Origin of the sequence: Azospirillum sp. TSH20 (assembly GCF_003115935.1) — a bacterium.
In the GTDB taxonomy this organism is placed as follows: Bacteria; Pseudomonadota; Alphaproteobacteria; order Azospirillales; family Azospirillaceae; genus Azospirillum.
Genome location: NZ_LGQU01000107.1, coordinates 1 through 12,293 on the forward strand (window position 1 = coordinate 1; position 12,293 = coordinate 12,293).

Consider the following 12,293-nt stretch of genomic DNA (forward strand, 5'->3'; position numbering starts at 1 on the left):
GCGGCACTCTTGCGCTACGACTGACCGATCCAATTTCGGCAGGACAAGGTAATTGACGTCCGCCGGACATCGAAATTGTCGTTGCACACTGCTGGCGGACCAGGGCGAGGAGGCTGGCGCAGTTACGGCCTATGGAGTGGCGCTGCGCTGTGACCCGCTGAGGGCGCAGGTCGCTTTCCAGCTTGGGATGCTCTTGTACCGGCAAGGCGCCTTGAGGCAAGCCGAGGCGGCATTCCGGATGGTTGCCTTGCTCGTGCCTGATCTGGCGATGGCGCACATCAATCGCGGCGCTGTCTTGCACGCCCAGGGATGTCAGGAGGCTGCCGAGCTGTCTTTGGCGCGCGGGCGCCGCCTCGCACCCGATGCGGTGGAAGCCGTGCTCAACAGCGCCCTGGTGGCGATGGCGCAGGGGCGGCTGTCTGATGTGGAGCGGCATGGCGGTAGGGTGATCGTTCTGGCGCCTGACTCGGTCCAAGGCTATGCGCTTGTCGCCAATGCGCGGGTGCATCAGGGCAGGCCACAGGGTGGGATTGCCCTGTACGACCGGGCTCTGCAGCTTGAGTCGGACAATTCCGGATTGCAGGTCAACCGTGGGGTGGCCCGGCTTTTGTTGGGCGAGATGGCCGGCGGATGGGATGATCTGGCAGCCCGCTGGCAGACCAGTGCGCCGCCAGGGGTGGGGGATGACCTGCCGCGCTGGTCGGGGGCTGCCATAGCGGCCGGACGGTTGCTGGTGGTGGGGCAACCAGGGGTCGGGGATGAAATCTTGTTTGCCAGTCTTGTCCCGGACTTGGCCGAGGCCGGCATCGCCTGCCGTCTTGTGTGCGACCCCCGCCTCGTCCCCTTGTTGCGGCGCTCTTTGCCTGGAACCGAGGTGGTGGCGAAAGCTGCCAGGTCGTCTGCCAATGTGATGCCTGCACCAGTGGACGACAGTGTGGCACAAGTCCCGGCCAGTGATTTGCCGCGCTATCTGCGACGCACCCCGGAGGCCTTTGCCCGCCAACAGCCTTACCTGGTCGCTGATCCGCAACGGGTCGCCACCTTGCGGGCACGCCACCGCGATGCCCGGCTGCGCATTGGCCTCTCTTGGCGCTCGGTTGCCAGTGAAGAGCGCTCGCTTGGTCTGGAGCAGCTCGCAGGGGCTCTCGCTCCAGGTTTGGCGGCAGCTGGGGCGCGCCTCATCAGCCTGCAATATGGTGTTGACGACCAGGAACGGCGCTTTGCTGGTCTTTTTCACGAAACCAGCATTGATCCGTCCAGCGATCTGGACGGCTTTGCGGCCTTGGTGGCGGCGATGGATCTGGTCATCACCATCGACAACACCACAGCTCACATTGCCGGTGGACTGGGCATTCCAGGCTGGGTATTGCTGCCGTTCATGCCGGCGTGGTTCTGGGGGGTGGCTGGTGCCACAACCCCTTGGTACCCGCGTCTCAGGCTCTTCCGCCAAGCCATCCCCGGAGATTGGGAGGGCGTGTTGGGTGAGGTGGGCAAGGCATTGGGGGCTATGGGCGGAGCGCAGTGAGAGCGGCGAGCCTTCGGGCATGGGCGGAAAACCGCCGGCCTCGATGCGCAAAAAGGAACCGTCCGTACCGTCCTTGTGGCCGGTGAGCGCACGGGTGGCCCTGAGAGGGGGCTGGCGCCTGTTCTCAGGTCCTGAGCGCAACCACCTGACGCAAGGCCTGCCCGGCGGCGGCGAACACGCTGTCCCAGTCACCGGGCGTGGTCTGGCGGAACAGGCGCATCGATGGATACCAAGGCGTGGTGTCGCCCTTATCGCCATAAACCCAATAGGGCATGAACTGCAGCAGGTTCCACACCGGCCGGCCGAGCGAGCCGGCCAGATGCGCCACCGAGCTGTCGGTCATGATCACCAGGTCGAGCCGTTCCAGCACAGCCGCGGTGTCGGCGAAGTCGGTGAAGTGCGGTCCCAGCGGCGTGATGAGGGTCGAGGTGCCCAGCGTTTCCAGCTCCGCCTCCGGCGGGCCTTTTTGGATGCTGTAGAGCCGCACCTTCGGCACGTCGAGGAAGCGCAGGAAGCGGCTGAGCGTGGTGGCACGGCGCGCGTTGTCCTTGAAGGTGACACGGCCGGACCAGATGATGCCGACCTTGATCGTGCCGTCATGGCCGGGCACCAGCCGTGCGGCCTTCTCGCGCGCTTCGGCCGGAACGGTCAGGCGGGTGGGCGGCGGCACCGTCTCGATGGTTGTGCCCAGCCGGTGCGGCAGGCTCATCAACGGGCACTGGACGTCGTAGGCCGGATAGGCGGTGCCGGCGCGCACGAAACCGTCGATGCCCTCCAGCCCGGACAGCAACCGCTGCAGCTCCGGATGGCACTCCAGCAGGACCCGGCCGCCGCGCGCCTTGACCATCGGCACATAGCGCGCGGTCAGCAGCACGTCGCCGAAGCCCTGTTCAGTGGTCAGCAGAATGGTCTTGCCATTGAGCGGCCCGCCGTCCCACATCGGCCCGTCGGCGATGCGGTTCTGGTAGCTGGGCAGCGACAGGCGGGAGTCGTAATCGCGGAATCCTTCGGCATAGCGGCCGACCTGCAGCAGCGTCAGGGCGCGGTCCCACAGCAAGCCGGCGTCGCCGGGCCGGGCACCCAGGGCGGCCTCCAGGACCTCCAGCGCGCGGTCGAAGCGGCAACCATGCCGCAGCGCCACCACCAGGTTGGACAGCAGGTTGGCGCTCCCGCCCGACAGCACCACCGCATGCTCCTGTGCGGCGATGGCCTCGTCATAGCGTTCCACATCACCCAGCACGTTGCCGAGATTGGTCCAGGCGCCGACATGGCGCTGATCGATCTCCAGCGCGCGCCGCTGGCAGGCGATTGCCGCCTCCGGCTTGCCGGCCTGCCGCAGCAGGGCGCCCAGCGCGCTCCACACATTGGGGTCGTTGGGCTGCTGCTCCAGCATCCGTTCCAGCATGTCGATGCTGAGGCCGTGGGAGGCGGCCTGGGCTGGCGCCTGAGCGGGCGGCGCCGGACGGTGCGAGGCCTGAAGGGGCGAGGCTGCCGGGGAGGATGGCGCCGGGGCGGCCTGGGTGATGTTTGCCTTCATCTCTCGTCGTCGCTGGTGGTCTGCAGTCGGTTTGGAGCAGGAGCAGAGCGCGGGTCTAGGGCATAGACGGCTCCTTCTGGAGAGTCAAACCGTCCCTTCGGCCGTGCTTGTGCGCTTCTTGGGGCGGGCTCAGCGCCGTCGCAGATCCTGCAGGTCGATGTCGTCGATCCGGAAGCCGGCCTGCCGCAGGGCCTTCAGCACGATCACCTTCTGGGCGGTGCCTTCGCGTGCGGCGGCCTGGCGCAGCTCCTCCACCAGATAATCCGGCAGCATCGCCTGCCACGGCCGGGTCGGCGCCGGACGGACGATGGTGGGGACCGGTGCCAGCTGGGGTTGCGGTGCCGGCTGGGTGGCGGGTTGGGGGATGGTGCTCTGGGGAGCCGCGGGCGGTTCCGTCTCGGTCGGCAGGAAGCCCTTGCTCAATCCATATTGGCGGATCGGATCGACATCATTCGCTCCCAGTCCGCCGATCCCGATCCCGCCCAAGGGAGGACGAGCCGGCTTGGCCGCAGGCTTCAGGGGGGGCTTGGCGGGGCTGTCGGTCGACATGGGCACTCCGGTCAGGACGGCACCGGCTTGGGCCGGCTGGATAAGCCATGAAGCAATATCATGACTTGCTGTCCTGTCTTCGCGACATGTGGCGGGCGTGGCCTGCGCCATGACGGAAAGCCGGGGGGCGTGGCGCGGGAAACACAGGGGGGGGTAAATGGCATTAAATAAAGACATGAAATAGAAAAATGAGAAATGGTGTGGGCCGAGCCACCTTCTGCGGATGGCAGGGATGGCATTCGGTGCGGCAGTGGAGTTGGCCCCACTCCACTCATGCGGAACGGAAGCATCACCGATGCCGGATTGGAGCGAGAGCACAGGCATGGAATAATGGCATGAAGAAAAATCATGAAATATTGAGAGGGTGGCCTTCGTCAAAATGAGAGCGCTGCAGTGCTTGCGCATTGAGCGTGCGAAGGGTCTGTCGCAATTGAAGCCACGTCCGAACAAAAGGACGGGACTCTCCGTAAATCATGACATGACGATGCTCATTGATCCGGTGCCGCCTCCCTGAATTGTGACTTGATGTGTCAAGCGACGACGGGCATCGGCGGAGGAAGACCGCCTTGCTTTAATGTCATGATCTGATGATCTACCACTCTGTTGTATTTACATGACTAAAAATCATGAAATGATATTTTGATACCAATCAGCCCCAGTGCCTGCCCGACCGGGCGCCGGGCCGCTGATGGTCCCTGGTGGCCTGCGCCGGACGGGCGGTCGGGTCCTGCAAAGAATGTCGGCAGGTGGCGGGACATGGATGTCACGCAGTGGCCAAGGATCTGAAGCGGGTTTCAATCGACCGAGAGCGGTTAGAGGGTTCCATCCGCCTTTTCAACGCCGCCGGAGGACGGCCGGCAAGGCGGCGCACCCTCATCCGGATCCTCCACGTCACACCGACCTTGGCGTCGCTGCTGAACACGGCAGAGGGGCTTCGCCTGGACTGCTTGCCAAGATTGCGGGCGGTTGAGCCCATTTTCTCGATACCCCTCTCACATCAGATGCAAGGAAAAGCCGGAAACGCCGGCCGCTTCCCGTCCGGGGCGAAGCTCAAGGCTGGGGATCAGATAATCGCCGCCATTCTGCCGGCGGAACGGGATCGGTTGGGTGGTTTCGAGCGTCCGCATCCGCTCACGCAAGGTCTCGGCCGCCCGCTCGAAGCCGGCTTCGTCGAGACGGTCCACCCTGTAGGTGACGAAGGACGGCAGCACATCGTAGCCGGGATAGTGCAGGATGCCGTGGTTGATTGGGAACAGAAGATCGTCGATCGGGCCATTGATGCCGCGCGGCGCGTAATGCTGTTCCCAGCCGCCTGTCGTGACGATCAGCATGGCACGCTTGCCGCTGAACGTGCCTTCTCCATAGCGGTCGCCCCAGCGGTGGTCGCTGTGCTCGCCGACACCATAGGCGAAGCCGTACGCATAGACGCGATCGATCCAGCCTTTGAGAATCGCCGGCATGGAGAACCACCAGAGCGGAAATTGAAGGATCAGCGCGTCAGCCCACAGCAGCTTCTCCTGCTCAGCCTTCACGTCATCCGTCAGCGCATCGGCCGCGAAAGCATCGCTGGATGCCGCGGCGACCCTGAGGCGCGTGTCGGGATCGAGTGTGGGAAAGTCGGTACGATCCACCTGGGCCTTCCAGCCCATGGCGTAGAGGTCCGACAACTCGACCGAATGACCTTGCGCCTTCAGTTCCCCGACAGCGACATCGCGCAGGGAAGCGTTGAGCGAGCGGGGGTCCGGATGGGCATAGACGATGAGCACGTTCATAGCAGGGACCTGCGTGTCGGGGATGGCTTTCTCCCAAGCTAGGCGCCAGCCTGTTATTCCGGTATAGGCGGGGTATGGATAGGATAATGCCGGGAAATGGATAGATCGGACGTAACGCTCGACCGCATGCGCACCTTCGTCCGCGTCGCGGAGCGGGGGAACCTCTCGGCCGTCGCGCGGGAGACGAATACCGGACAGTCGAGTGTCACCCGGCATCTGCGCGAGCTTGAGGAGGCCTTGGGCGTGGCGCTGCTCAGCCGCACGACGCGACGTGTCATGCTGACGGAGGAAGGTCGCCGCTACTACGCCAATGCCATCCAGATTTTGCGCCTCGTCGAACAGGCCGGCGACGAAGCGCGCAGCGCACGTGGCGCATCGGTGGGCACGGTTCGCATATCCTGCACGGCGGCGCTCGGTGTCCGGTACATCAGTCGGCTGATCTTCGCTTTTCAGGACCGCCATCCCCGGGTCACCGTCGATCTCAGCCTGACGGACGAACGGATCGACCTGGTGCGCGAAGGCGTGGACATTGCCGTTCGTCTCGGACCGCTTGCCGACAGTTCCATGAGGTTGCGGGCTCTCGGTATGAGCAGGCGCATCCTCGTCGGCTCGCCCGACTATCTGGCGCGGCATGGACGGCCGGTGACGCCCGGGGATCTGGCCGGCCTCGAAGGCATCCGGATGTCGAACGTCGCCGGAAGCGACGTGCTCACGCTGGAGGGGCCGGACGGCGAAACCCATGCCGTTCCTTTCGATGGAAGGCTTCGGGTCGATCACGGTCTTGCCGCGCGGGAGGCCTATCTTGCCGGCCGTGGCATCGGCCCGACGCATCTTTGGCTGGTCGACGACCTGCTCTCCCAAGGGCGGCTCGAACCGGTCCTGCCGGACTATGCGCCGCCGCCCATGCCTCTCAACATGCTCATTGTGCCGGAGCGGGCGGACATTGCCCGGGTCAGGGTGCTGGTGGAGTTCCTGGCTGCGGAAGTGCCGAATATCCCCGGCATCGATCGTGGCCCGGTGGGAGCGCGGCGTTCGGCCGCTGGAGGTGATCCCCCGACGTAACAGGGCGTTTGCCGCATCCGGTCAGCGTCTGCCGGCAGCTCGGGCAATCTGAAGTCATTTCATAAAATCATGAGGTGATAACATAATCTGATTTTTATCTTCATGATGTCCGACGGTGAGCCTCCCGGCCTGCCTCACCCCCGTGGGATCAGCGGGTTGGCCGGAGATGCCTCCAGGAAGGCGACGAACTCGTCGGTCAGGGCGCGGACATTCAGATCGGCGTTGCTGTCAGGGTTGACCTCGCCCGGGCCGTGGCCGGTGTAGGTCATCTCTTTCAGGAGCGAGCGCTCGATCAGTTCGGTGCGGAAGGCGGGGACACCGTGTTCGTCCAGCAAGCCGCGGGCGTGGCGGTCGACGCGGGATTCGATGGCCGCCTGGGTGCGGACAATCACCACGCTGGAGGCCGGGGTGTGCTTCAGCACGCCGACAGAATCCGCCACCACCTTGAAGGTGCGCACCGTCTCCTTCACGTCCATGAAGGACTGCTGGGTCGGGATCAGCACGCCGTCGCTGACCGAGAAGGCGTAGAGCATGGTCAGGTTGCCGAAGCCGGCAAGGTCGATCAGCGTGTAGTCGAAGCCGGGCGCATGCTCCTGCACCGTCTGGCGGACGTTCGACTCCGTGATCTCGTCCAGCACCCGCACGCCGGCATCGTTGCGCCGCCGCGCCCATTCGGCCAGATGCCGATTGGGATCGCAATCGAGCAGCAGCACGCTCGCCTCGCGCCGGCGCAGTTCGGAGGTGAGCGCCATGACCAGACTGGTCTTGCCGACGCCGCCCTTGGTGGAGGCGAAACTGATGATCCGAGCCATGCGGTGGTTCCCGGTAGCAGGGGATGGGAAATGCTGTCCCGAGCGGGAGCTGTGCGGATTTACACGCAAGATCAGGAAAGAGGGAAGTGGTTTCACGTCATGAAGAAGAAGCATGAAATCATGACACTATGAGTTCTCATGGTGCCTGGGTTTCGGCGGCCGATCTCTCCGGCAACCAACCTCTCCCACGCTTGCCAGTTCCGGCGTCATCATGGCATAGGCACCCGACTGTCGTGGGCGTCGCCGGCGTGCTGTCCGCCGACACCGCCACCGTCCGGTCGCTGCCCGGTCCCTTCCCCCGTTTCTTCTTCAGGACCCACCGCATGACCGATCCCCGTCTTTCCCAAGCCCGTGCCGATGCCGAAGCGGGGCGTGCGTGGCACGCCATCGAAGGGCTGCGGCGCATCCTGGAGCGCGACCCGGCGAACGCCGATGCGGCCGCCCTGTCGAAGGCGGTGCTGACCGGCGTCTTCGCGAAGGGGAACGAGGCCTACCGCGACGGCCGGCTCGGGCTGGCGGCCTGGTGCTTCGCCCTTCTCGCCGACCATGGGGCGCCGCGCGACCCGCTTTGCGCCAACCGCGACGCCCTGGTCGCCATGATGCTTCGGCGTGCCGCGGAGGATGCGAATGCCGGGCGCAACGACGATGCCCGGCGTGCCTGCCGTCTGCTGCTGGCCCTTGATCCGGCGACCCCACAGGCACTTCTGCTCGCCGGACAGCTCGAACGCGGCACCGACGGCGACGGGGCGGCGGCGGCCCTGTCGATCGCCCGGGGACTGCTGCTCGCCCCGGCGACGGAACAGGCCGGCCAACTGCGCGACACCGCTCTGCAGGCGGGCCTCCGCGCCCTCGGCGATCGGCTGGTTCGGGGGCTGACCACCGGTCCTCTTCTGGGCGCGCTCGACCGGCTGTGCCCGCCCGGCCAGGCGGAGGCTCTGGCCCGCTGCCGGACGATGGCGCTTCACGCGGAAGGCTGGGGGGACGCGGGCCGGGCGGAGGTGCGCCGGCAGGCAGCGGCCGCCGCCCTGCACTGGCTGGGAGCGCTGCTCCAGGAACGGCAGCGCTACCGCGAGGCCTTCGAGGCCCACAGGCAGGGCTTCGACCTGTGGAACAGCCCGGTCGGGCTGGAACGCAAGGCGCAGGCGCAGCAGTATCTCGTGATCGAGGAACTGCTGGAGAGCCTGAAGAGCTTCGCCTACGCCTATGTCTACGACATGGCCGGGCAGGCGGCGGCGCGCGCCTCCTTCGACACCCTGTCGGCAACGATGGAGCGTCTGCTGGAGGCGCCCGGCATCGACAATTGGACCCGCACGCAACGCTGGACCACCCTGCTCGGCCTGCGCGCGCTCGTCGGCTATGCGGCGGCGTTGGGCCGCAACCCCGTTCTTCCCCTTTCCGGCAACCCCTTTGCCGAAGGGGCGCCGACCGTCCCGGCGGAACCGGCATCCCGGCGGATCTTCGACTGCTGTACCTTCTTCAACGAGGCCGAGATCCTGGAAATCCGGATGGCCGAACTCTACGACGTGGTCGAGCGCTTCGTGGTGGTGGAGGCGGCCCACACCCATTCCGGCGAACCCAAGGCGCTGACCTTCGGCGACCATCATGAGCGGTTACGGCCCTATATGGACAAGGTTCGTTACGTGGTGGTGGACGAGTTGGTCGGCACCTTCTCCTGGCAGCGGGAAGCCTACCAGCGCGACGCCATCCTGCGCGGGCTGGACGGCTGCCGCGACGAGGACATGGTGATCGTCTCCGACGTCGACGAGATCCTGCGGCGCGAGGTGGTGGAACGGCTGCGCGGCGGCGGACCGGCCTTCGACACCGTCTTCACCACCGAACTCGACCTGTTCTTCTACCGGCTGAACTACCGCTTCGCCCGCAACTGGCGCGCCGCCGGGGTTGCTCCGTTCCGCTTCATCCGGCAGACCGGCCCCAATGCCGTTCGCTATCTCGCCAAGCAGGACATCGGCCATCTCATCCGCGACGCCGGCTGGCATTTCAGCTGGATGGGCGATCTGAAGCGCTTCGCCGCCAAGCTGAACGCCTACGCCCACCAGGAGCATGCGCAGTCCTTCGGCGAGCGCAGCATGGCCGGGGTCGCCAGCTTCCTCGACGGCGGCAGCGCCATTCCCGAAGGCGCGCCCGGTGCCCGCGAGGAGTACGAGATCGTGCCGGTCGACCGCCATCCCCGGCTGGTGCGCGACAACCTCGACCGCTTCCGGTCCATGGGCTGGATCCGGTAAGGCCAGCCCTGCTTCACCCCTGCTTGACGTCGGCGGTGGTGCCGGCCCGGCGCTTCAGCCGGTGCACCGCATGCTGGCCGCCGCCGGTGGCGCGGACCGAATAGAAATAAGCGCTGTCGTCGGTCCAGTAGTGTCCCTCGCCGTCGACCATCACCGTGCTGCTGTGGATGTCGGCCGGATAGACGGTCAGGCGCGGCGCCGCCTCCGCCGTGAAGCCGGCCAGATGAACGGCGGCGAGCGCGGCCTGGTCGAGGAACCAGACCGGCATGCCGCGGTCCAGGAAATGGCGGATGTAGCGCCGGGTCAGGTCGAGGAAGCGCAGCGCCCCGGCGGTTGGCCGGATGTGCAGCACGTCGGCGTAGAGCAGGCTCCAGATGTCCAGCCGCTTCAGCGCATGGCTCATCATGCCCAAATCCGACCGGGCGGAGGTCGCCAGCAGCGGGTTCAGGTCGCGGATCGCCAGCAAATCGACGTCCAGCATCAGCACCGGCCGCTGCCAGCGGGCCAGCAGGTCGGGCAGCACCAGGAAGCGGCTGCAGGCGTAATAGGTCTTGGCGTCAGCACCCAGTGGCGTCAGGTCGATGGTCTCGCGCAGGACGATGAAGCGCCCGGCGCCATGGGCGGCGGCCAGGGACGCCACCGTCGCCTCGGCCTCCGCGTCCGGGTTGATCAGGTGCAGGGCGATGGCGCAGTCCAGGCCGCTGTCCTCGACGATCGACCGCACCATGGTCGGCAGGAACTTGCGGGCATAGACCGCGTCGCAGGATGCGTAGACCACCAGCGGCCGGTCGGCGCTTGCCCTTCCTTCGGCAAGCGTGGCGCGGATGCCGGCGGCATGCTGCCCCTCGCGCAGGGAGGCAAGGAAGGCTGGGGCGGTGCGGGTGACGGCATCGCGTCCGCCATGGCGATCCGCCGCCTGGAGGAACAGGGCGTCGGCCTCCTCCAGCCGGTGTTGCTCCGCGCACAGGCAGGCCAGCCGGCTCAGCGTGAAGGACACCTCGGGATGGAGATCCAATGCCCGGCGGTAGGCGCGCTCGGCGCGCAATCCCTGGCCGTCGCGGCGCAGCGCATTGCCCAGCCCCACCAGCCCGACGCAGTCGTCGCGGCCCTGGAAGCGGGCGACGTCGCCGGCTTCGCCCAGATGGGTCAGCAGCTGCCACAGGTTGGAGCGCCGGGTCGGGTCGGCGGGCGTCAGCCGCCAGGAGGCGAGCGCATGGCCGGCCGCCTCCGCCATGTCGTGGCCGACCAGAATCCTGGCGAGCGCATCATGCGCCGCCGCCGCTTCGGCATCGCCGCCACGCTCCAGAACCCGGCGGTAGAGCGCCATGACGGCCTCGTGCCCGCCCGTCCGTTCGGCGTCGTGGGCCGCCTGCAGATCGGCGAATGCGGCAATGTTGGGCGCGGTGGGGGGTGGGACGGGGGGCATCGGGATCGTCCTCGCAGGCTGGGGCCGGTTTCATCCCATGACACCCTGTTCCTGACAAGCCGCCGGTGATCCCTGCCTCGTTCCTTCCGAGTCGCGGTTTGCCGGTCCCGGATGCTGCATGCCGGGGGATGGCCGATGCCCCAAATGCGGGTCTGCAACCGTCCTGCGGAAATATTAAGGCGGTGCCAAGCCGAAACATGGCCGTTCGGGGAGAACGCGCTTGAACAGCTCGCGCAATACCATCAAATGTTTGTATGGACCCGGGAAAGGGTTCCAGCCGAAACTGTGCCACGCCGGTCGCTCCGGCGTGGCACTTTTATATGTGCACCGTCGGAGCGACGGCGTGGGAGCAGTGGCCGGGAGCGTGGAACCGTGAGCATCGCCGACGGCCTGAAGATCGCCTTCGACGTCCATCTGTCCGGCGACCTGGAGCGGGCGGCGGAGTTCTACCAAGTCATCCTGCGCGCCAGCCCGGGCCACCCGATGGCGGCGACGCTGTTGGGACTGATCCGGTCCCAGAGGACGATGGTCCGCCAGAGCAAGCACAAGACGCTGGCCCTGCTGCGTGGCCGGGGCTTCCGCCCCGCGACGGTGATCGATGTCGGAGCCCAAACCGGCACCCCACCGCTCTATGAGGTCTTTCCCGACGCCCACCATGTGCTGATCGAGCCGGTGGTGGAGAACGAACCGGCGCTGCAACGGCTGTGCGCGGAGCTGCGCAGCGCCGAATACCACATCGCCGCTGTCGCGCGGCAGGACGGCACCAGCCGGCTGGCGGTGTCCGACGACCGGCTCTATTCCTCCGTCGTCGCGGCGGACCATCGGGTGGAGCCGGACCATGCGCTGCGCAGCCTGCGCGAGGTGCCGACCGTCTCGCTTGATGGGCTGTGCGCCGGGCGTGGCTATGCCCGGCCCCTGCTGGTCAAGATCGATGTCGACGGTCTGGAGCTGGAGGTGCTGGCCGGCGCCGCCACTCTGATGGAACCGGCCAGCGTCTTCGTGGTCGAGGCGACGGTGGTGGGCGAGGACGCGCGGCTGCCTCGCATCATCGACGCCATGGCGCCTTACGGCTTCCAGGTCTGGGACATCGTCGATCCCCTGTACCGCCCCGAAGACGAGCGGATGTGGCAGGTCGATCTGGTGATGGTCCACCGCGACGGCCCCTACGCCCCCCTCTGATCCTTATCCCGCAGCGCGCTCGCGCAGGGCGCGCTCCAGCCGGTCCATGGCGGTGTCCCAGGAGCCGGGCCGGTCCTGCCGGAACAGGCGCATGGTCGGATACCAGGGGGTGTCGTCGCGGTCGAGCATCCAGCGCCAGTCGGGGGCGAAGGGAACGAGCACCCAGACGGGGACGCCGAGGGCGCCGG

9 protein-coding genes and 1 pseudogene are annotated in these 12,293 nt (G+C 66.8%); 4 read left to right on the plus strand and 6 right to left on the minus strand.

What is annotated here, in order from left to right; genetic code table 11:
- Positions 1-52: 52 nt before the first annotated feature.
- Complete coding sequence (locus TSH20_RS25660) at positions 53-1,525, plus strand: hypothetical protein (protein WP_146205401.1); 1,473 nt, start codon at positions 53-55, stop codon at positions 1,523-1,525.
- A 124-nt stretch (positions 1,526-1,649) separates the two neighbouring features.
- Here the strand turns inward: TSH20_RS25660 and TSH20_RS25665 are convergent, their stop codons facing one another.
- The 3 genes from TSH20_RS25665 to TSH20_RS25675 form a co-directional block, all read right to left on the minus strand.
- Positions 1,650-3,062 carry a tetratricopeptide repeat protein gene (locus TSH20_RS25665; RefSeq protein ID WP_109156637.1) on the minus strand — a complete coding sequence of 471 codons (1,413 nt, stop codon included), beginning with the start codon at positions 3,060-3,062 and terminating at the stop codon, positions 1,650-1,652.
- A 129-nt stretch (positions 3,063-3,191) separates the two neighbouring features.
- On the minus strand, positions 3,192-3,611 hold the full coding sequence (locus tag TSH20_RS25670) for a hypothetical protein (protein WP_109156638.1): 420 nt from the start codon (positions 3,609-3,611) through the stop codon (positions 3,192-3,194).
- Positions 3,612-4,603: 992 nt separating this feature from the next.
- Complete coding sequence (locus TSH20_RS25675) at positions 4,604-5,383, minus strand: NAD(P)H-dependent oxidoreductase (RefSeq protein ID WP_109156639.1); 780 nt, start codon at positions 5,381-5,383, stop codon at positions 4,604-4,606.
- A 96-nt stretch (positions 5,384-5,479) separates the two neighbouring features.
- Here TSH20_RS25675 and TSH20_RS25680 point away from each other — a divergent pair, with 96 nt between their 5' ends.
- Positions 5,480-6,445, plus strand: coding sequence for a LysR family transcriptional regulator (locus TSH20_RS25680; RefSeq protein WP_109156640.1), 966 nt, complete (start codon positions 5,480-5,482; stop codon positions 6,443-6,445).
- A 134-nt stretch (positions 6,446-6,579) separates the two neighbouring features.
- Here the strand turns inward: TSH20_RS25680 and TSH20_RS25685 are convergent, their stop codons facing one another.
- Complete coding sequence (locus TSH20_RS25685; RefSeq protein WP_109156641.1) at positions 6,580-7,257, minus strand: ParA family protein; 678 nt, start codon at positions 7,255-7,257, stop codon at positions 6,580-6,582.
- 233 nt (positions 7,258-7,490) lie between these two features.
- Here TSH20_RS25685 and TSH20_RS25690 point away from each other — a divergent pair, with 233 nt between their 5' ends.
- Positions 7,491-9,500 (plus strand): hypothetical protein, encoded by a 2,010-nt coding sequence (locus tag TSH20_RS25690; RefSeq protein WP_109156642.1) that lies wholly within the window; start codon positions 7,491-7,493, stop codon positions 9,498-9,500.
- A 13-nt stretch (positions 9,501-9,513) separates the two neighbouring features.
- On the opposite strand, the gene TSH20_RS25695 is transcribed toward TSH20_RS25690, so the two are convergent.
- Entirely contained in the window at positions 9,514-10,926 is a 1,413-nt protein-coding gene (locus TSH20_RS25695) for a tetratricopeptide repeat protein (RefSeq protein WP_199232027.1), read from the minus strand.
- Positions 10,927-11,298: 372 nt separating this feature from the next.
- Between TSH20_RS25695 and TSH20_RS25700 the strand changes: the two genes are divergently transcribed.
- The gene (locus tag TSH20_RS25700) at positions 11,299-12,105 is read left to right on the plus strand and encodes an FkbM family methyltransferase (RefSeq protein WP_109156643.1); all 807 of its coding nucleotides are present in this window, start codon (positions 11,299-11,301) and stop codon (positions 12,103-12,105) included.
- A 3-nt stretch (positions 12,106-12,108) separates the two neighbouring features.
- On the opposite strand, the pseudogene TSH20_RS25705 reads toward TSH20_RS25700, so the two are convergent.
- Positions 12,109-12,293: pseudogene (locus TSH20_RS25705) on the minus strand (glycosyltransferase); the annotation flags it as partial.

Excerpts from the sequence above, each read along its gene's own strand:
- TSH20_RS25665 (WP_109156637.1), bottom strand. The coding sequence starts at position 3,062 with ATGAAGGCAAACATCACCCAGGCCGCCCCGGCGCCATCCTCCCCGGCA.
- TSH20_RS25670 (WP_109156638.1), bottom strand. The coding sequence starts at position 3,611 with ATGTCGACCGACAGCCCCGCCAAGCCCCCCCTGAAGCCTGCGGCCAAG.
- TSH20_RS25675 (WP_109156639.1), bottom strand. The coding sequence starts at position 5,383 with ATGAACGTGCTCATCGTCTATGCCCATCCGGACCCCCGCTCGCTCAAC.
- TSH20_RS25680 (WP_109156640.1), top strand. The coding sequence starts at position 5,480 with ATGGATAGATCGGACGTAACGCTCGACCGCATGCGCACCTTCGTCCGC.
- TSH20_RS25685 (WP_109156641.1), bottom strand. The coding sequence starts at position 7,257 with ATGGCTCGGATCATCAGTTTCGCCTCCACCAAGGGCGGCGTCGGCAAG.
- TSH20_RS25695 (WP_199232027.1), bottom strand. The coding sequence starts at position 10,926 with ATGCCCCCCGTCCCACCCCCCACCGCGCCCAACATTGCCGCATTCGCC.